Origin of the sequence: Flavobacterium rhizophilum (assembly GCF_046000485.1) — a bacterium.
GTDB classification, from domain to species: domain Bacteria; phylum Bacteroidota; class Bacteroidia; order Flavobacteriales; family Flavobacteriaceae; genus Flavobacterium; species Flavobacterium rhizophilum.
In genome coordinates this window covers 71613-92442 of record NZ_JBELQB010000006.1, presented here as the reverse complement: position 1 = coordinate 92442, position 20830 = coordinate 71613, and the positions used below count along the sequence as shown (strand labels likewise).

General features: G+C 40.9%; 15 protein-coding genes. 11 read left to right on the top strand and 4 right to left on the bottom strand.

What is annotated here, in order from left to right; translation table 11 throughout:
• Nucleotides 1-52: 52 nt before the first annotated feature.
• From ABS768_RS09180 to ABS768_RS09160, 5 genes are all read left to right on the top strand, one after another.
• The gene (locus ABS768_RS09180; RefSeq protein ID WP_330442423.1) at nucleotides 53-448 is read left to right on the top strand and encodes a YbjN domain-containing protein; all 396 of its coding nucleotides are present in this window, start codon (nucleotides 53-55) and stop codon (nucleotides 446-448) included.
• A gap of 4 nt (nucleotides 449-452) precedes the next feature.
• Nucleotides 453-1169, top strand: a complete 717-nt coding sequence (locus tag ABS768_RS09175; RefSeq protein WP_330442422.1) for a PspA/IM30 family protein — start codon at nucleotides 453-455, stop codon at nucleotides 1167-1169.
• 13 nt (nucleotides 1170-1182) lie between these two features.
• A complete protein-coding gene (locus ABS768_RS09170) occupies nucleotides 1183-1836 on the top strand; it encodes a hypothetical protein (RefSeq protein WP_408074678.1) in 654 nt (217 codons plus the stop codon).
• Between the two features lie 143 nt (nucleotides 1837-1979).
• Nucleotides 1980-4013, top strand: coding sequence for a flotillin family protein (locus ABS768_RS09165; protein WP_408074849.1), 2034 nt, complete (start codon nucleotides 1980-1982; stop codon nucleotides 4011-4013).
• 121 nt (nucleotides 4014-4134) lie between these two features.
• Complete coding sequence (locus ABS768_RS09160) at nucleotides 4135-8988, top strand: DNA repair ATPase (RefSeq protein WP_408074677.1); 4854 nt, start codon at nucleotides 4135-4137, stop codon at nucleotides 8986-8988.
• 36 nt (nucleotides 8989-9024) lie between these two features.
• Here ABS768_RS09160 and ABS768_RS09155 read toward each other — a convergent pair whose 3' ends face one another.
• Complete coding sequence (locus ABS768_RS09155; RefSeq protein WP_408074676.1) at nucleotides 9025-9927, bottom strand: histone deacetylase family protein; 903 nt, start codon at nucleotides 9925-9927, stop codon at nucleotides 9025-9027.
• Nucleotides 9927-10244: a hypothetical protein gene (locus ABS768_RS09150; protein ID WP_408074675.1), complete on the bottom strand. Its 318-nt coding sequence runs from the start codon at nucleotides 10242-10244 to the stop codon at nucleotides 9927-9929. The genes ABS768_RS09155 and ABS768_RS09150 overlap by 1 nt, the downstream gene beginning before the upstream one ends.
• A 227-nt stretch (nucleotides 10245-10471) precedes the next feature.
• Between ABS768_RS09150 and ABS768_RS09145 the strand changes: the two genes are divergently transcribed.
• On the top strand, nucleotides 10472-11101 hold the full coding sequence (locus ABS768_RS09145) for a nitroreductase family protein (protein WP_408074674.1): 630 nt from the start codon (nucleotides 10472-10474) through the stop codon (nucleotides 11099-11101).
• A 169-nt stretch (nucleotides 11102-11270) separates the two neighbouring features.
• On the opposite strand, the gene metG is transcribed toward ABS768_RS09145, so the two are convergent.
• Nucleotides 11271-13406, bottom strand: coding sequence for a methionine--tRNA ligase (metG, locus tag ABS768_RS09140; protein WP_408074673.1), 2136 nt, complete (start codon nucleotides 13404-13406; stop codon nucleotides 11271-11273).
• Between the two features lie 163 nt (nucleotides 13407-13569).
• Between metG and ABS768_RS09135 the strand changes: the two genes are divergently transcribed.
• The 5 genes from ABS768_RS09135 to ABS768_RS09115 all read left to right on the top strand — a co-directional run bounded on the left by ABS768_RS09135 (nucleotide 13570) and on the right by ABS768_RS09115 (nucleotide 17507).
• On the top strand, nucleotides 13570-14550 hold the full coding sequence (locus tag ABS768_RS09135) for a S66 peptidase family protein (RefSeq protein ID WP_408074672.1): 981 nt from the start codon (nucleotides 13570-13572) through the stop codon (nucleotides 14548-14550).
• Nucleotides 14550-14909: a YraN family protein gene (locus ABS768_RS09130; RefSeq protein WP_408074671.1), complete on the top strand. Its 360-nt coding sequence runs from the start codon at nucleotides 14550-14552 to the stop codon at nucleotides 14907-14909. Before ABS768_RS09135 ends, ABS768_RS09130 begins: the two co-directional genes overlap by 1 nt.
• Before the next feature lie 77 nt (nucleotides 14910-14986).
• Nucleotides 14987-15649, top strand: a complete 663-nt coding sequence (locus tag ABS768_RS09125; protein ID WP_157484627.1) for an aspartate kinase — start codon at nucleotides 14987-14989, stop codon at nucleotides 15647-15649.
• Between the two features lie 126 nt (nucleotides 15650-15775).
• The gene (locus ABS768_RS09120) at nucleotides 15776-16336 is read left to right on the top strand and encodes a TetR/AcrR family transcriptional regulator (RefSeq protein WP_408074670.1); all 561 of its coding nucleotides are present in this window, start codon (nucleotides 15776-15778) and stop codon (nucleotides 16334-16336) included.
• Nucleotides 16337-16415: 79 nt separating this feature from the next.
• Nucleotides 16416-17507, top strand: coding sequence for an MBL fold metallo-hydrolase (locus ABS768_RS09115; protein ID WP_408074669.1), 1092 nt, complete (start codon nucleotides 16416-16418; stop codon nucleotides 17505-17507).
• A gap of 35 nt (nucleotides 17508-17542) precedes the next feature.
• Here ABS768_RS09115 and mfd read toward each other — a convergent pair whose 3' ends face one another.
• Nucleotides 17543-20776: a transcription-repair coupling factor gene (gene mfd, locus ABS768_RS09110; protein WP_408074848.1), complete on the bottom strand. Its 3234-nt coding sequence runs from the start codon at nucleotides 20774-20776 to the stop codon at nucleotides 17543-17545.
• Nucleotides 20777-20830 lie beyond the last annotated feature (54 nt).

The window sequence follows — 20830 nt, the reverse complement described above, 5'->3', positions numbered from 1 at the left end:
TGCTTAAAAAAGTAAAAACAACGAGTTTTATAAATTATTTAATACCTGTAAGATGAAAGATTATTTTGGAGTGGTAAAAAATTACCTGAATGAGCTTCAGCTGGAAATAAAATACGAGAATGCTAAAGATGGTGTTTTTGTAGTGAACAGCGAGCAGGATGGTATTGTTAACCTTATTATATGTGTAGCGCATCCTATCGTTATTTTTGAGCAGTTTTTGTTTGAGGTAAAGCCCGATGCTGTTAATGTATTTAAGGAGCTGCTTCAAAAAAACCGCGATATTATTCATGGGGCTTTTGTTCTTGATGATACAGGTCGAAAAGTAATTTTCAGAGACTCACTTCAGCTCGAGAATTTAGATCAAAATGAGTTTGAGGCAACATTAAATTCGCTCAGCCTGCTGTTGAGTGAGTATTCGGAACAGATTATAAACTTTTCAAAAAATTAAAGCTATGAAATTTCTAAGAAGATTATTTAAAATTGGGCAGGCCGAAGTGCATCACACGATTGACAATATGGAAGATCCTATAAAAATGACCGAGCAGGGAATCAGGGATATGAAAGAGGATCTTGATAAAAGTCTGGAAGCACTGGCTCAGGTTAAGGCTATGAGCATTCGTGCCAAAAATGAAGTGGAACAATACGGCAATACAGCCGAAGATTATACCGAGAAAGCCATGCTTATTTTAAAGAAGGCACAAAAAGGGGAAATGGATGCGACTGAGGCCGACAGGCTGGCTACCGAAGCGCTGGTTAAAAAAGAAGAGGCGCTGGGCCACCAGAAAAGAGCCGAAGGTGATAAGGAGAAGTTTGACCAGAATGTGGTGCAAATGGAGGGTAATGTGCAAACCATTAAGCACAATATAAGTAAGTGGGAAAACGAACTTAAAATATTGCGTTCAAGGGTTAAGGTGGCAGATGCTACTAAGAGCCTGAACAAGCAAATGGCAAAAATAGACAGCAACGGTACCATATCACTGCTGGAGCGTATGAAGGAAAAAGTGAATCAGGAAGAGGCACTTGCCGAAGCTTATGGTGATATTGCCAATGCATCTAAATCTGTAGACGATGAAATTAACAGGGCTGTTGATGTTAAAAAAACAAAAGCCACCAGTGAGCTCGAAAAGTTAAAAGAGCAGATGGGTTTAGGCAACAGTCCGCAAGAGTAGTAAATAAAAAACAATGAAGGAATTAATAGAAATTTCTTTTTCACCTGTCAATGCGTTTTTCTCCATTATGTCTATCGTAATGGTACTGTACTGGCTATTGGTTATCATAGCAGGACTGGATCCTGATTTGTTTAGCGTTGATTTTGACGCGGCAGATATTGATGCTGATTTTGACAGTGATGTTACCGGGAGTGAAAACGCGGCAGAAGGCAGCGGATTTATGAGGGTGCTGGAGTATTTTAATTTTGACGAACTCCCGCTCATGTTCATATTTACCATCATCTTTTTTTCCATGTGGTTTATAGGGGTTAACGTTACCTATTATCTTGGAGTAGAAAGTATATGGCTGGGAGTACTGCTGCTTATCCCAAATTTTATACTCAGCCTTTTTATTGTGAAAATTTTAAGCAAGCCCCTTGGCTACCTATACAAGCAGGTAAACCATAAAGGTGAGCCCGAGATAGATTTTTTAGGGAGAAGATGCAGTGTTGTATCTGCCATAGCACACGATAAAATAGGCCAGGTGGAACTGACGGTAAACGGAGATCCCATAAAAATTTATGCTAAAAGCAATACTGAAGAAAAACTAATAGCAGGACAGCAGGCGGTTATAGTGGGAGAAAGTGAAGACAGGAAATTTTACCTCGTTGAAAAATTCGAATATTAAAAACTAACCAACCATGTTATCAGTTATCTTTCAATTTATTGCGGCCGTTACGGCTGTGATACGAACCATTATTGAATATATTTTTTAACCAATTATTATAACCAATTAAAATTAAAATGGCAGGAAATGCATTACTCATTGGTATGATTGCCGGAATCATAGTATTCATCGGCGCTTTAGTATGGATAATATCCATGTATAAAAAAATCATACAGGGCAAGGTACTGGTACGAACCGGTGCCGGAGGAACTAAAGTATTCTACAATGCCGGACTGGTAGTTCCGGTACTTCACAAAATGGAGATTATGGATATCTCCGTTAAAAAGCTTGATGTGGAACGTACAGGAGCAAACGGGCTTATTTGTAAAGATAATGTGCGTGCAGACATTAAAGTTACATTCTTTATAAAAATCAACAAATCTACTGCCGATATTATTAATGTGGCACAAACCATTGGTTGTGAAAGAGCGTCAGAGATTGATGTACTTAGAAACCTGTTTGATGCCAAGTTTTCGGAAGCATTAAAAACTGTAGGTAAGAAATTTGATTTTGTTGAACTGTATGAGGCGCGAAGTGAATTCCGTGAGGAGATTATCTCTATTATCGGTACCGACCTTAACGGATACATACTTGATGACTGTGCTATTGATGATTTGGAACAAACACCAATAAGCCATCTTAAAGCAGATAACATCCTTGATTCTGAAGGTATTAAGAAAATTACAGAGCTTACTGCGGCACAAAATATTAAGTCAAACCTTATCAGAAGGGATGAGGAAAAAACTATCCGTAAGCAGGACGTAGAAGCGCGTGAGGCTATCCTTGCGTTAGATCGTCAGCTGGCAGAGAAGGAAGAGCAGCAAAAACGTGAAATTGCAAACATCAAAGCCCGTGAAGAGGCAGAGATTGCTAAAGTAGCCGAAGAAGAAAAACTTAAGTCTGAAACAGCAAGAATTGCTACTGCCGAAAAAGTTCAGGTGGCTGAAGAAAACAAAGACAGGCTTGTAATTGTAGCAGCTAAAAACAAAGAGCGTACTGCGGCTGTAGAAACCGAAAGGGTTGAAAAAGACCGTGCGCTGGAGCAAACCGAAAGGGAACGTATCGTTACGCTTGCTCAAATTGAGAAAGACAAAGCAGTTGAGGTAGAGCGTAAAAACATACAAAATGTTATCCGCGACAGGGTTGTACTTGAAAAAGGTGTGGTTCAGGAACAGGAAAACATGAAGGATATCGAAGCTTTCAAAGAGGCAGACAGAAGGAAAAAAGTGGCTGTTACTCTTGCTGAGAAAGAGAGTGAAGAGATGTATATTAAACGTCTTAAAGCTGCAGAGGCAGAGAAAGAGGCTGCTAAACAAAAAGCAGAAGAGATTAATATCGAAGCTGCTGCTAAAATGGCTGCCAGTGAGAAAGAGGCTGAGGCAAGAAAAATACTGGCAGATGCTAAAGCTAAGGAAGATGCTACTTTAGGATTGTCTGAAGCTCAGGTAATGCATGCTAAGGCTGACGCTAGTGAAAGACAGGGTATTGTTGATGCGGTTATTATCGAGAAAAAAGCCCTTGCTGAAGCTGCCGGTATTAAAGCGAAAGCTGAAGCCGAAAAACAACTTGGTGTTGCTGAGGCTGATGTAATTAAAGAGAAAGCTCTTGCAGAAGCAAGCGGTATTGAAGAGAAAGCAGAAGCGATGAAGAAACTTGACGGTGTAGGTAAAGAGCACGAAGAGTTCAAACTACGCCTTAACAAAGAACTTCAGGTAGACCTGGCTCATATAAACATCCAGAAAGATATTGCCGATGCACAGGCTAATGTGATTGGTGAAGCGCTTAAGGCTGCTAAAATTGATATTGTGGGTGGTGAGACTATGTTCTTCGAGCAAATTGTTGGACAAATCACTAAGGCTAAAGGATTTGACAGGCTTGTAAACCACTCTGAAAACATTACCGAGATTAAAGATGCGGTACTGGGCGAAGGAGGCGAAGGCAGTGAGAATCTTTTAGAGAGAATAAAAGGTTTTGCAGATAAATACGGAATCACGTCTGAGGATATTAAAAACCTTACCGTAGCCGGATTACTTATGGAACTGCAAAAACGCAGTAACGACGAAGGTGAGCAGGGCTTGTTCTCTAAGCTTATGGATATGGCTAAAAATCTTGGCCTGTCTAACAAAAAACTAGAATAAGTTTTATTTGATTTTTTATATTTTTTTCCCGCACAGCTTGCCACTGTGCGGGGATTAACCCTTCTTTTTCAAAGGCATTGCGCCCCGGCGCAGTACTTAACTTATTAAAACTAAACCAACCATGAGTACACTGGAAGGCGGTACATATGAAATTATACGCAGCCGTCTTGAAACCCAAAAAAACGACCTTTTGGGCAGGCTGCACAAACTTAATGAGGCACGAAAAGAGGTTTTTGGCAGCATAGAAACCAAACTTATAGCCAACAACAGGATTATTACCGATAACAGCTGTATCCCCAGTGATATAGTGACCATAGGTGATAAATGTATTTTTGGCTACAATGTGCACTTTGGGCTGCGCACTGATATTAAGACCGAAGATGTATTCAGTATCTATTCTTATCAGGATGGGGAATTTGTTAAGCAGGGGCTTGACCTTATTGCAGACGAGACTTTCCTTACCGATTTTTTTAACCTGTACAAATACTACAGGGATACTGAGTTCCGTAAGTTCTTTATAACAGGAAACTACCTGCACATGGTTTTCCAGATAAGTGACAGGATAAGTGATGTAAAAACTTTTAAATGGCTAATTAAAGACAATAGCCTGGTCTATCAGGATAACAGGAGCGATCATGAGTATCGTTTTCCAAGGCAGCACGATTTTAACTGGCAGGAAACCACCCGCGATATGCATAGATACGGCAAGCACCCGCACGTGTCCATACTGGACAGGATGTTTGTGGAAACTGTGGGCGGAACGCTAACCATAAAAATTGAAGATAATACTGCTACGGGTAAAGGGATTTATGACGAAGAAGTTATCCATCCTGACCAAACATTAGACGACGGAATCTACAAGTTTGCCGATTTGGGTAATCTTGTCACCTTACAGATTAAGCCGTTTCAGGAGGAGGCCAGGTTTTTTATCTATAATCATAAACTGCAGGAGGTTAGAAAGGTAGATAGCCTCGCTACATCGGCAATACTTTTGCCCGATGAGCACGGTGTCATTTTCTCTAACGGATATTACCTGCAAACAGGCGAGTATAAAATTTTTGAGAACAGTTTGGAAAACCTGCTGTTTCAGGAAAGGATAGCCTCGCCAAACGGAGAAGATTTCCTGTATGTGTTTTATGAGGAGAAATACGGGCAGTATGTATTAATGTCCTATAACCTAATTACACAACAGGTAAACACCCCTATAATATGCAACGGTTTTACGCTGTTGGAAAATGGGGAGCTGTGCTACTTTAAGGCTTCGGAAGAGCAAACCAAAAACCACCTTATACAAATTTGGCAAACGCCTTTTGTAAAGGGAGATATTATGCCTTCCCAGCACAAGGACAGTTATATATACAAAATAGGAAATAAGGATATCGTTAAGGCAATGGCCGACTGCCAGTCTATTATCACCCTGCTTAATAAGGATGATGATTATGACGGGTTGTATGCCGACCTTACCAGGCTTTCGCGAAACATTCTGGATACCTATTACTGGATTACATCAAAAGAGACCTTTGAGCTAAACCTGCCGCTTAACGAAATACGCAATACGGCAAATGCAGCGATAGACGAGTTTGAAAAGGTAGTCCAGCTAAGGCAAAATGCGCAAAAGCTTACAGATGAGCTGAAGCAGAAAGCACAAACGTTATTTGAAAAAATAAAGAGTTCGCCGCTTGATGACATAGATGTTTTTGTGGAAGATCTTGCCGGGTTACGCACCCTTCGTGGGGAGGTAATAAGCCTGAGGGAAGTGCGCTATACCGATGCCGACTTTATAACTAAGCTGGAAGAGGAGATAGTAGAGCAAACCGAGGTGATTTCGCAAAACTGTGTACAGTTCCTAATGGATGAGAAAGCGCTTGTACCTTACCACAAGCGTGTAGAGGAAAGACAGGGAGAACTGGAAGGCATCGCTACGGTTATCGAAGCGCGAAAACTGGAAGATGAGGTAAACGGTATTACTGCCGATTTGGAAATGCTCATAGACATAGTGTCTAACCTAAAAATTGAGGATACCTCTCAGTCAACCCAGATTATTAATACCATATCCCTGATTTTTGCCACTCTTAACAGGTTAAAGGCAGAGATAAAGAACAAGATATCTTCTTTGGGAGGCAAGGAGGCTAAGGCCGATTTTGCTGCCCAGATTAAACTGATTGACCAGAGTATTGTTAATGCACTGGACAGGGCAGATACTCCGGAGAAAACAGAGGAACTGCTTAATAAGATATCGGTTCAGCTGGAGGATTTGGAAGCACGTTTTGCCGATTATGAGGAGTTTACCGAATCGATAATCGAAAAAAGAGAAGAGGTTTATGCTGCTTTTGAAGCCAAAAAGAACGGCCTTACCGAGGCCCGAAATAAAAAGGCTGTTGCAATAGAGAATGCTTCACAGCGTATTCTTAAAAATGTGGCAGCAAAGGCACTTACGTTTAATTCGGTTGAGGACATAAACGGGTATTTTGCTTCCGACCTGATGATTGCCAAACTTCGTGATTTGGTAAAACAACTGGTGGAACTGGAAGATACAGGGAAGGCCGAGGCGATTGAAACCGAGCTGAAGTCGGCTCGTGAGGACGCTCTTCGCAAGCTTAAGGACAGACAGGAACTGTATGAGGACGGAGATAATATTATCCGTTTCGGTAACCACAGGTTTGCGGTAAATAAACAACCTCTGGATCTTACCATAGTTTACAGGAACGGCAGGCTGAATTATCACCTAACGGGAACCGATTTCTATCAGGAACTGAAAAGCGAGAGCCTGCTTTCATCACAAAAATACTGGGATCAGGAACTGGTTTCAGAGAACGATAATATTTACAGAGGTGCTTACCTGGCGTATAAAATATTCAGGAATTATAATCCTGAAAAGCTAAACGACTTTACCGATGAGCAACTGGCAAAACTGGTTAGTGATGAAACCTCTAAAAACTATACCGAAGGTTATGTAAAAGGGGTTCACGATGCCGATGCCACTAAGCTTTTAAAGGTACTGGTAACTAAGCACCATACATTGGGACTGTTACGTTACAGCCCGGTGGTTAGGGCTTATACACAATTCTTCTGGTACAGTTTGCCCGAAGAGCAACGCAATAAGCTAAACAGTAAAATAAAGGCTGCGGGAGGGGTTTTAAGTATTTTCCCAAACAGTACAGAGTTTGATTATATAGTTGAAGAACTTACGCAGGAAATAGAAAAATTCCTCGCTAAGGGAACCTTAAACAATGCCGGCAGTACAGATGCATATACCATTGCCGGTTACCTGTTTGAGGAACTTAAAAATGATGATGCCTTCAGTATAAGTCATAAAGCTTCGCAACTGGCTGATAGCTTTATAAAAATGCTGGAAAATAAGGGTGCCGCTGTGGCTTTTCGACATAATATTGAAAATGCCCCCGATACCGAAGCCGCTATACAGTTGGCAACCCAATGGGTGTCGTCGTTCCTGAGTCAGACAGGACAGCAGGACAGTAACGAATACATTTTTGAGGTAGCAGCATTACTGTTATACAGGCATGAACTTGCTGAGAAAAAGGTGAGCATTGAGCCCGATGAGAATATTACAGGCTTTGCAGGTTCTCATAATACGATAACCGATGGGGTTTACAAATTTCATTACCATCGTTTTACCGAACTTATGGAAAGGCATTTTACTGTTGATGTCCCTGCATTTGAGGCTTTCAGGGCAGAACGACATAGGCTTACCCAGCAGCTTAAAACCGATTTGAGGCTTAATGAGTTTATGCCAAAAGTATTGACCTCGTTTGTACGTAACAAACTTATCGATCAGGTGTATCTTCCGCTATTTGGTGATAACCTTGCCAAGCAGTTGGGTAGTGCAGGTGAGAACCGCCGTACCGATCGTTCGGGTATGCTTTTGCTGGTATCACCGCCGGGGTATGGTAAAACAACCCTTATGGAATACCTGGCAAACAGGCTGGGGCTGGTATTTATGAAAATAAACGGACCTGCCATAGGTCATGAGGTAACATCGGTAGACCCTTCGTCGGCAAATAATGCCGCAGCGAGGGAAGAGCTTAAAAAACTGAACCTTGCTTTGGAAATGGGGAATAACGTGATGCTATATCTGGACGATATTCAGCATTGCAGTCCTGAGTTCCTGCAAAAGTTTATTTCGCTTGCCGATAGTACCCGTAAGATTGAAGGTGTGTATAACGGACAGCCTAAAACGTATGACATGAAGGCCAAGAAATTCTGTGTGGTAATGGCGGGTAACCCGTATACCGAAACAGGAGAGAAGTTCCGCATACCGGATATGCTTGCTAACCGTGCCGATATTTACAACTTGGGTGATGTAATTGGCAATACAGCCCAACTGTTTGAGATGAGCCTTATAGAAAATGCGCTTACCTCAAACCCTGTACTGGCACAACTGGCCTCAAAAAATATGGACGACCTGTATCCGCTTATCACAATGGCCGAAACCGGTCAGCGTGACGGCTTGGAGCTAAAGGGTAACCATACTAAGCAGGATATTGAGACTTACATCTCATTGTTGGATAAAGTGATTAAGGTACGCAGGGTAGTGCTTAAGGCTAATTCGGCCTATATAGCATCGGCGGCGATGGAAGATGCCTACCGAACCGAACCGCCTTTCAGGTTACAGGGATCGTACCGTGATATGAACAAACTGGTAGGGAAAATTGTGCCTGTAATGAATGATGCCGAGATAGATACTTTACTTTTATCGCATTATCAAAACGAAACACAAACACTTACCAGTGCAGCAGAGGCAAACCTGTTAAAGTTTAAGGAAATGACAGGTATGTTGAACGAAGAAGATAAAGAGCGATGGGCTTCCATTAAGGAAACCTTCGTTAAAAATAACAAGCTGAAAGGCTTTGGTGACAAGAATGAGATGGCGCAGATGCTTTCGCAGGTAATGGAATTTACCGAGCATATAGAAGGTATAAAAGAAATACTGCGCCAGGGGCTGAGGGAGAAATAGCTATGAAAGAAGAAGCGGGGCAATTGCCCCGCTTTTTTATACATATATATGCCTTGCTGTTCTGTAGGTATTGGCATGTGCCTCAATAATAATTTTAATATCGGGGCTGTAACCGCCACCCATACTGCATTGTACAGGTATATTCAGTTTGTGGCACAGTGAAAGTACATACTCATCACGTTGCCTGCATCCGTCAATGGTACAACCTAATTTTCCCAACTTGTCCGAAGCCAATATATCTACCCCACTCAGGTAAAAAATAAAATCGGGCTTTTCGGTATCAATCAATTTCGGGAGTGTTTCCTCAAGTATAGAAAGGTATTTGCTATCTCCTGTATTATCTGGTAAGGCAATGTCAAGATCTGACGTTTCCTTTTTAAACGGATAGTTGCTTTTGCCATGTACGGAGAAGGTAAATATATCACTGTTACTTTCAAATATCTCGGCAGTACCGTTACCCTGATGCACATCCAGATCTACTATCAGTACCTTTTTTGCCAGTTTGTTATTAATGAGGTATTGTGCACCTATCGCCTGGTCGTTAAGCAAACAAAAAGCTTCACCCCTGTCGCTGTAGGCGTGGTGTGTGCCTCCGGCAATATTAAAGGCAATACCGTGTTCCATAGCCCTGTGGCAACCCCAAATAGTACCTTCGGCAATGCGTAGTTCCCTTTCTACCAGTTCTGCCGAAAGCGGAAAACCTATCTTTCTAACCGCACGGGGGTCGAGTGTAAGGTTTACCAGCTCGTCCACATATTCCTTTTTATGTACGGCAAGTATGTGTTGCATATCCGGCAGGGAAGGCGAATAGAAATCACTTTGTACAGCCGTACCTTCATGCAAAAGCTGTTGTGGCAGCAGTTCATACTTTATCATGGGAAAGCGGTGGCCTTCCGGTAACGGGTGTTTGTAAATAGGGTGGTAAGCTATGGGTAACATTAATAAAAAGAGAACATTTTCCAGAGTAAAAAAATAGCCAGCAGCGCCGCAAAGGTTGCCCCAATTATTTTAGCAAAATTGGTTCTGGCCGAACGAATAAAATAAAGTGAGGCAAAAATAAGCAATATCATTGGGAATAGTACAAGTCCCTGAGTGTTTCTGATAGTGTCAGGATAATACCTCATGTAAGCCGAACACATTTCGGGTTCGGTTTCATAGGTGTTGGCTACATTAACCCATAAAAAGATGTCTGCCAAAACGAAGATAATACAAAGCAGTGCGATAAAGGTTAGGAATTTTTTGGTGTTACTGCTCATAACGGTTTGAATTTAAATAATCTGCCTATATAAAGTTAGGTAATTTATTTTGCTTTAGGAGTTTATTTGTTGTGGTTTTGCCGTAATAATCAGTCGGTTGGTTAAATAAAGCTAACTTTATGGCACATTCCTATATATCGTTGTATTTTTGCAGGGAAAATGAGAAGACAGGCGTTTGTGTTTTACAACTGTAAAAAAGAGCCCTGCACTCGCAAAAACAATATATTATGGAATTTTTAGAACATTTAAACTGGAGATATGCTACCAAAGCCATGAGTGGCGAAAAAATAGCAGATGACAAAATAGAAAGGATTTTAGAAGCGGTAAGGCTTGCACCAACTTCCAGCGGACTGCAGCCTTTTGAGGTACTTGTGGTAAAGGGCGAAGAGCTTAAAAACAAGATCATGCCTGTAGCCAATAATCAAACCGTAATAAGAGACTGCTCGCACCTTTTGATATTTGCAGCATGGGATAATTATACCGAAGAACGCATTACAGAAACCTTTAAGAGTATGTATGCTGTGCGTGGTTTTAGCGAAAAATGGGATGAGTACCGTCAGTTTTTAATCAAGTCGTATGTAAACCGTCCGGCTGAGGTTAATTTTAACCATGCGGCACACCAGGCATATATCGCTTTTAGTTTTGCTATTGCAGCGGCGGCTACCGAAAAGGTGGATGCGACCCCTATTGAAGGTTTTAATCCTGAAGCGTTAGACGAACTTTTAGGTTTAGATAAGCAGGGCTTTAAAAGCGTACTGTTACTGCCTTTAGGTTACCGTGATGAGGAAAAAGACTGGTTGCTTACCATGAAAAAAGCCAGAAAGAGTAAAGAAGAACTGATTAAGGAATTAGATTAATCATAAAAGTAAAGGCTCCCGATTGGGAGCCTTTTTATTTTGTTGTCATTCTTACGGATGGAGGAATCTATTTAGAGATTTGCTTTGCCAGTCCGGCTTTTTTGCATCGTGTTTCGACTCCACTTCGTTACGTTCAAAACGACAGGATATTATAGTTTTTCAGTACAGATTAACTAATCATTTCACCATTGTTTACACCATCGGCATCCGGGTTAATGAAAACCAGTTTGCCATCTGTGTTTTCAGTCATTAGTATCATGCCCTGGCTCTCCACACCACGCAGTTTACGAGGAGCAAGGTTAACAAGTACGCTAACACGTTTACCGATAACATCTTCCGGTTTAAAGCTTTCGGCAATACCCGAAACAATAGTACGTACATCAATACCCGTATCAACCTTTAATACTAAAAGCTTATTGGCTTTCGGCATTTTTTTGGCTTCAAGAATAGTACCCGTACGGATGTCCATTTTGGCGAAATCTTCAAAGGTGATAGTTTCCTTTTGAGGCTCGGCTTTTTTATTAGCAGCATTGTTAGCTGTTTTTGTAGCCTCAAGTTTATCTACCTGTTTTTGTATTTCTTCATCTTCAATTTTAGCGAACAACAGTTCTGCCTGTCCTATCTGGTGGTTAGCAGGGATAAGCTCATGCTTGACAGCGATGTCATTCCATGAAAGTTTATGAGACGATCTTTCAGCATCATTAAAGCTCAGGGTTTCGTCAACAATTCCCATAGTCTGTACAGCATGAGGAACGTCATCTAACTTAAGGATGTCTTTAAGTTTAGCTGCTGTAAACGGCAGGAACGGCTCAGAAAGTACCGATAGGGCTGCGGCGATTTGCAGTGCCACATACATTTGTGTTTTTACTCTTTCCGGATTTTCCTTAACCATTTTCCAAGGTTCCTCATCGGCCAGATATTTGTTACCAAGGCGGGCAAGGTTCATCAGTTCGCCAAGGGCTTCCCTAAAGCGGTAGCGCTCTATAGAGCTTGCTATAACTGCAGGGTAGGCACGCATTTCGGTAAGTGTCGCCTCATCTACATCGGTAAACTCGTTTGGAGTAGGTATAACCCCGTTGTAATACTTGTTGGTAAGTACAACTACACGGTTAATAAAGTTACCAAAAATGGCAACCAGCTCATTATTGTTTCTTGCCTGGAAATCTTTCCAGGTAAAGTCGTTGTCTTTTGTCTCAGGAGCGTTAGATGTGAGTGCATAGCGTAGTACATCCTGCTTGCCCGGGAAATCTTCAAGGTACTCATGTAGCCATACTGCCCAGTTTTTAGAAGTAGACAGTTTGTTGCCCTCAAGGTTAAGGAACTCGTTTGCCGGTACGTTGTCAGGCAGTATGTACGATCCTTCAGCTTTAAGCATAGCAGGGAAAATCACACAGTGGAAAACAATATTATCCTTTCCTATAAAGTGTACCAGTTTAGTATCGTTACTTTTCCAGTAAGGTTGCCAGTCTTTACCTTCACGCTGAGCCCACTCTTTTGTAGAAGAGATATAACCAATAGGCGCATCAAACCAAACGTAAAGTACTTTACCTTCGGCACCTTCTACAGGTACAGGGATACCCCAGTCAAGATCACGGGTTACCGCACGTGGTTTAAGTCCGTCATCCAGCCATGATTTTACCTGACCGAATACATTAGGTTTCCAGTCGTTTTTATGACCTTCCAGTATCCACTCCCTTAAAAAGGCATCATACTGATCCAGCGGAAGGAACCAGTGTTTGGTTTCTTTTAAAACCGGTTTAGATCCGGTTATGGTCGATTTTGGGTTAATAAGATCGGTAGCGTTAAGTGACGAACCACATTTTTCGCACTGGTCACCATAAGCCTCCTCGTTGCCACATTTAGGACAGGTACCCGTTACAAAACGGTCGGCCAGGAACTGGTGTGCTTCCTCATCATAAAGCTGCTCGGTCACTTCCTCAATAAATTTACCCTCATCATACAGCTTTTTGAAAAATTCACTGGCTGTTTCATGGTGTACTTTTGCAGAGGTACGCGAATAGTTGTCAAAAGAGATTCCAAAATCCTCAAAAGACTGTTTGATAATATTATGGTACTTATCAATTACCTGCTGTGGGGTAATGCCTTCTTTTTTAGCTTTCATAGATATGGCTACACCATGCTCATCACTTCCGCATATAAAAGCCACGTCTTTACCCTGTAACCTCAGGAAACGCGAATAAATATCAGAAGGAACATAAACACCCGCCAGGTGGCCTATGTGTATAGGACCATTGGTATAAGGCAATGCTGCCGTAACAGTATATCTTTTTGGATCTTGTAACATCTCGAAAATTTAAATTGAAACGCAAAAGTACGAATAATTAGCGTTATTTTTTCTACCTTATTATAGTAATGCTGCCCTGCTTAATTTTGTATAATTGTTAAGAATTGAGATCGGGCTTAGTCCATATTTTTCGTTAAGTTTGTTTAACTGAAAAAATAAACGAATGCAAAGGAGAATCACGTTTTTAAAAGCCGTTTTAGTTTTAACAGTAATACAGTTCACATCCCAAATACAAGCACAAAACCTTATGAAAATTCCGCCATATCTTACTAAACGAGATACTGTGGCTATTGTTGCCACTGCCCGTAAAATTGAAGCACAGCACCTACAACCGGCCATAGATTTGCTTAAAAGCTGGGGGCTTAACGTGGTGCTGGGTAAAACCATTGGTAAGGAAAACAATCAGTTAGCCGGGGCCGACTGGCAACGTGCAACCGATTTTCAGGAGATGATAGATAACCCGTCCATAAAAGCGGTATGGTGTGCTAAAGGAGGTTACGGTACCGTGAGGATGATAGACAGGGTAAAATTTGACAACTTCAAAAAACACCCTAAATGGATTATAGGGTTTAGTGATGCTACCGTACTGCATAGCCACATCAATACTATGGATATAGCTACCATACACGGTATTATGTGTGTAAGTACACTATATGCTACCAGTGAGGCTAAGGAAACCCTTCGCAAAGCATTGTTTGGAGAAAAGCTGGAATATAATATTGAGCCGCATGAGTTCAACAAACCGGGCAAAGCTACAGGAGAGCTCGTTGGGGGGAATCTATCGGTGCTGTATAGTATTGTGGGATCAGAATCGGAAGTGGATTATAAAGGTAAGATTCTTTTTATTGAAGACCTTGATGAATACCTGTACCATATAGACCGAATGATGATGAATCTGAAACGTAACGGTTATTTTAAAAATGTAAAAGGGATTATTATAGGTGGTATGACCAAAATGAATGATAACGACATCCCGTGGGGGCATGATGCTCTCGAAATTATTAGGGATATTACTAAAGACTACGATATTCCTATCTGTTTCAATTTCCCTGCCGGGCATATGAAAGATAACAGGGCGCTTGTTATGGGTAAGGAAATTACCCTTGAGGTAACTGCCAAAGGCACTAAAGTGGTGTTTGAATAATGGCTGAGCATAACGACCTTGGCAAACAGGGAGAAGAGCTTGCAGCCGACTTTTTACGGAAAAACGGCTATGATATACTGGAAACCAACTGGGTGTATCAAAAGGCCGAAATTGATATTATTGCCCGTAAAGCCGATACCCTGGCTGTTGTGGAAGTAAAAACAAGATCGAGCCTCGATTTTGGGCTTCCGCAGGATTTTGTGACCCCAAAAAAGATAAAATTACTAGTAAAAGCTGTAGATGAATATGTTACGGTTAACGACCTTGATGTAGAGATACGTTTTGATATAATATCGATTTATAACAAAAATGGAGATTTTGTTATAGAACATATAGTTGACGCTTTTTTTTATTTTTAGTTGTTAAATATTTAACAATTATTTTTATTTTTTATATTTGTTACGGGAAAAGACTTTACGTAACAACCATTTAAGCTATGAAAACTATTTCTTCTGTAGTGGAACACTACATCAAGACCAAGCCCTTTTTATTAAGTGCTTTGTCACAAGGGATTATTAACCTTACTTCCCTTGCAAGAACCATGATGCCGGAACTTGAACAGGAGATAGGGAAAGATGTAAAACAGGGAGCCGTTGTAATGTCCCTTAAACGACTTTCTGAAGACCTTGATTTCAGGGTGAATCACAAAATTGTAAAAGTACTGCGATCTATTGGCGAGATTACGGTAAGATCATCTCTGACTGATTATACTTTTGCTATTTCCGACACGATTTTAAACAAACAGGCCGATTTGATTTCAAATATCAATTCGTTCCCTGAGGTTTTCTATACCTCTTCAAGAGGTGTAAACGAAACTAATATCGTGGTAAGTTCATCCATCAATCACATCGTCGAGAAACTTTTTGTCGACGAAAAACAAATTGAACGTACCGATAACCTGGCCTCTATTACTGTAAAACTTCCAAAGGATAATATTTCTACTCCGGGGGTTTATTACTACATTTTCCAGAGACTGGCGTGGGAGGGTATTATCATTAACGAGGTAATTTCAACTTCTTATGAGTTTACCATACTGGTAAGCGAGCAGGAGGTAGATGTTGCTTTTAAGGTTATTAAAGACCTAAAGAATCTAAGCTAATCAAAGTAAAAACGATTATTGCAAAATATTACTTTCAATAAACCCTTTCTTTTTTAGAAGGGGTTTATTGTTTTATTGAAAAATTAGATATACTTTTGTAGAGTGATTAGTCGGTCAGTGTAAAAAATGGATAAACAGGAAATCATATTAACTACAGCTTTAAGGCTTTTTGTGCAAAACGGGTTCCATGCAACCCCTACCAGCAAAATAGCTAAGGAGGCCGGTGTGGCAAATGGTACGCTGTTTCATTATTATAAGACCAAAGAAGATCTTATCGTTTCGCTTTATCTCTATATAAAATCGAAGATGGGGGCTTATATAGAAGAGCATGTTAAGCCCGATACTGATGCCAAAACCTATTTTAAAGGACAGTTTAAAGCTGTACTGGAGTGGTCTATGGAAAACAGGGATGAGTTTTATTACACTCAGTTGTTTACCAATTCGCCGTTTGCAGCATTATTGTCGCCCGAAGAGGTAAAGAAGTCATTAAAAAAGAGTTGCGACCAGATACAGGAGGCTATTGATGCCGGAGTGATAAAGGCGCGTGATGTCGACTTTATCTACACTATTATGGGGAGTCATATTTTCGGGCTGTATACCTACCTTATCAAAAATAATTTCAGCAAAGCAAAACAACAACAGGTAATACAGGAGAGTTTGGATATGCTTTGGGGTATGTTGGCGTAAAAAAAATTTGAATATAAATTAGAGTGAGTAGTCAATCTATATAATGAGAAGAATTAAAAAAATAATTAAAAGAATATTTATGTCAATACTAATTGTCATAGCGTTGCTGGTAGTGGCAACAGCTATTTTTATGCAGCAGCCACAGTTTGGTAAACAGCCGGCAGGGGCAAGGCTGGAAAGGATTAAACAGTCACCCAATTATAGGGACGGCAAATTCCAGAATCTTAGCCATACACCTGATTTGGCCGAAGGTACCAGCTATTACACTGTATTTAAGGAATTTTTCTTTGGGAAAAAGGAACGTAATAAACCAAAGGACAGCATCCCTACCAAGAAAGAAGACCTGTTGTATTTAGATCCTAAGGAAAATGTACTGGTGTGGTTTGGACATTCATCCTACTTTATGCAGGCAGACGGTAAGACCATATTGGTAGACCCTGTATTTAGCGGAAGTGTATCACCGGTTAGTTTTACTAATAAGGCATACCCTGGGAGTGATGCCTATACGGTAGATGACCTGCCCGAAATAGATGTGCTTTTTATAAGTCATGATCATTGGGATCATCTGGATTATGAAACCATTTTACAACTGAAACCTAAAGTGAAAAAAGTGGTAACGGGATTAGGAACGGCACAGCATCTTGAATACTGGGGGTATGATACTGCCATTATTGAGGAAAAGGATTGGGGTGAGCATGTGGATTTAGGAGATGGGTTTACGGTAGATGTTACTCCGGCAAGACATTTTTCGGGTAGAGGCTTTGGCAGGAATAAGGCACTTTGGGTTTCGTTTGTATTTAAAACGCCAACCATGAAACTGTTTTTGGGAGGTGATTCGGGATACGACTATTTCTTTAAGGAGATAGGTGATAAGTATGGGCCTTTTGATCTTGCCATACTGGAATGTGGGCAATACAACGAATACTGGAAATACATACACATGATGCCCGAGCAGGTAGCACAGGCAGCAATCGATTTGAAGACTGAAAGGTTAATGCCGGTACACTGGTCAAAATTCTCGCTGGCGCTGCATGCCTGGGACGAATCTATTAAAACGGTAACCGAAGCTGCAGCAGAAAAGAACCTGCCGTTACTAACACCTATGATTGGTGAAAAGGTAAATATTATAGGGGAACCTGTTAAAGAAGAATGGTGGAATACTATAGAGTAATAAAAAAGCACTGATACAATCAGTGCTTTTTTATTTTATTCAAAAACCATATCAAGAAGCTCCTTGGCTTTCTTCACTGATTTTACATTATCAAAAGTAATAAGTAGTCGCAGTCCGTTTTTGGTTTGTTTTTCCTTCATACGGATAAGCGACGGATTTTTTTGTACAAACTGAAGTACCTTATGGAAATTGCCCGACTGGTAAAAAGCCGATTGTTGATCTGATACGAAGTAACCAAGCATTTTCCCCTGTTTAAGTAACAGTTTTTCAATACCCATTTTTGTAGCGACCCATTTAATACGCATACTGGTAAGCAGTGCCTCTGCCTGTTTTGGCAATGCCCCGAAACGGTCAATTAACTTCTGTTCAAAAGCTACCAGTTCTTCCTCATTTTTAATATTACCCAGTTCGTTATAAAGGTTAAGCCTTTCGGTAATGTTATTTACATACTCGTCAGGGAACAGCAGTTCGAAGTCGGTATCAATCTGTATGTCTTTTACATATTCTTTTTCGGTAGTGCCTTCCACTTCCTCATACAGGTCCTTAAACTCATTTTCTTTAAGTTCCTCTATGGCTTCGTTCATAATTTTCTGGTAGGTTTCAAAACCTATCTCGTTTATAAATCCGCTTTGCTCACCACCCAGTAGGTCTCCCGCGCCACGAATCTCAAGGTCTTTCATGGCAATGTTAAACCCACTGCCTAAATCGCTAAACTGTTCCAGCGCCTGTATACGCTTACGGGCATCTTCAGTCATGGCAGAATAAGGAGGCGTGATAAAGTAGCAAAATGCCTTTTTATTACTTCGCCCTACACGCCCGCGCATTTGGTGCAGATCGGAAAGTCCGAAGTTATTCGCATTGTTTATAAAAATGGTATTGGCATTAGGTACGTCAAGTCCGCTCTCAATAATGGTAGTAGCTACCAGTACATCAAAATCACCATCCATAAAGGCAAGCATAAGCTCTTCCAGTTTTTTACCTTCCATTTGGCCATGGCCTACACCTACTTTGGCTCCCGGTACAAGACGTTGTATCATTCCGGCAACCTCCTTAATATTCTCAATACGGTTGTTTATAAAGTATACCTGTCCGCCACGCTGTATCTCATACGAAATAGCATCGCGTATAATTTCCTCATTAAAACCTACCACCTGTGTTTCTATAGGGTAACGGTTAGGAGGGGGCGTAGTGATTACAGATAAGTCCCTTGCTGCCATCAGTGAGAACTGAAGCGTTCTTGGAATAGGGGTAGCTGTTAGGGTTAGGGTATCTACGTTTTGGGCAATAGTTTTAAGCTTGTCCTTAACATTAACACCAAATTTTTGTTCCTCATCTACGATTAAAAGCCCAAGGTTTTTAAATACCACATTTTTATTGGTAAGCTGATGCGTTCCTATAATAATGTCCAGTTTGCCGTCGGCAAGGTCTTTAAGCGTTTCGCTTTTTTGTTTTGCTGTACGGAAACGGTTAATGTAGTTTATGGAAACAGGCATGTCCTTTAAACGTTCGCGAAATGTTTTATAATGCTGAAAAGCCAGTATGGTAGTAGGTACCAGTATGGCAACCTGCTTACCGTTGTCTACCGCCTTAAAAGCTGCACGTATGGCAACCTCTGTTTTACCAAAGCCCACATCACCACACACAAGGCGGTCCATTGGGCGTTCACTTTCCATATCGGCTTTTACATCACGGGTTGCCGTAATTTGATCGGGAGTATCCTCATAAATGAAAGATGATTCCAGTTCGGCCTGCAGGTAACTGTCGGGAGCATATTGGAAACCTTTTTCCAGTCTGCGCTTTGCATACAGTTTTATAAGATTAAAGGCAATATGCTTAACCCTGGCTTTGGTTTTTTGTTTAAGGGTTTTCCATGCGCTCGATCCCAGTTTGTAAATTTTGGGAGGTGTACCGTCTTTTCCGTTGTACTTGGATATTTTGTGCAGCGAGTGGATGCTTACATATACTATGTCGTTATCGGCATATACCAGCTTGATGGCTTCCTGTGTTTTGCCCTCTACCTGTATTTTCTGTAATCCGCCAAACTTACCAATACCGTGGTCAATATGGGTAACATAATCACCTACTGATAATGAGTTAAGCTCTTTAAGCGTAATAGTTTGTTTTTTGGAATACCCGTTCTTGATATTGAACTTATGGTAACGTTCAAATATCTGGTGATCGGTATAACAAACCAGTTGGTTTTCCTCGTCTATAAACCCTTCGTAAATAGGGAATACAATGGTTTTATATTGCTTACGGATATCTTCATGATTTGCTTCGTCAAGGCTTTCAAAAATATCATGAAAACGTTTGGCCTGCGATTCGCTTGAGCAAAACAGGTAGTTTTTATATCCGTTAGTATGATTGTCGTTAAGGTTGTTAAGCAGTAGGTCAAACTGTTTGTTAAACGACGGCTGTGGCTGAATGTAAAACTCAAAGGTTTTTTGGGTTTTAAATATCGGTTTGGAGCCCATCTCGGCAACCGTAAAATCCAAAGCCTTTTTTATGAACGACTGCTGGTTAAGGAAAAGTTCTTCGGGTGAAGCGTGCTTAATATCCTTGCTTAGTTTTTCGAAGGCATCGCCCGCCTTGTTGAACAGGTTGTCCAGCTGGCTTAAAAGTCCTTCGGTATTTTGTATAAAGAGTACGGTTTTTTCGTTTATGTAGTCTAAAAAGCTTTCGCGGCTTTCCTGCATAAACTTGTTTTCCATGTTAGGGATAACCGTTATTTTTTTCTGCTTTTCGAGAGACAGCTGCGTTTCCACATCAAAGGTACGTATACTGTCTACCTCATTACCAAAGAATTCTATACGGTAAGGGTTATCGTTAGAGAACGAGAACACGTCTACAATACCACCACGAACGGAGAATTCTCCAGGTTCGGTTACAAAATCCACACGGCGAAACTCATATTCAAACAATACCTCATTTATAAAATCTATAGATACCTGATCGCCCACAGCCACCTTAAGGGTATTCTTATCTAAGTCCTTACGGGTAACTACCTTTTCAAAAAGTGCTTCTGAGTACGAAACAATAACAGCCGGTTTTTTACGTGAGTTGATTCGGTTAAGTACCTCGGCCCTTAGCAGTACATTGGCATTATCAGTTTCTTCTATCTGGTATGGCCTGCGATAGGAACCCGGGTAAAACAACACATCATCTGTACCTATAAGCTGTTCCAGATCGTTAAGGTAATAGGCAGCCTCTTCCTTATCTTTTAGTATAAGCAGGAACGGAAGCTGGGTTTGCCTGAATAATGGGGCCATAACAAATGACAGGGACGAACCCACAAGCCCTTTTATATGCAGTTTGTTTTCACG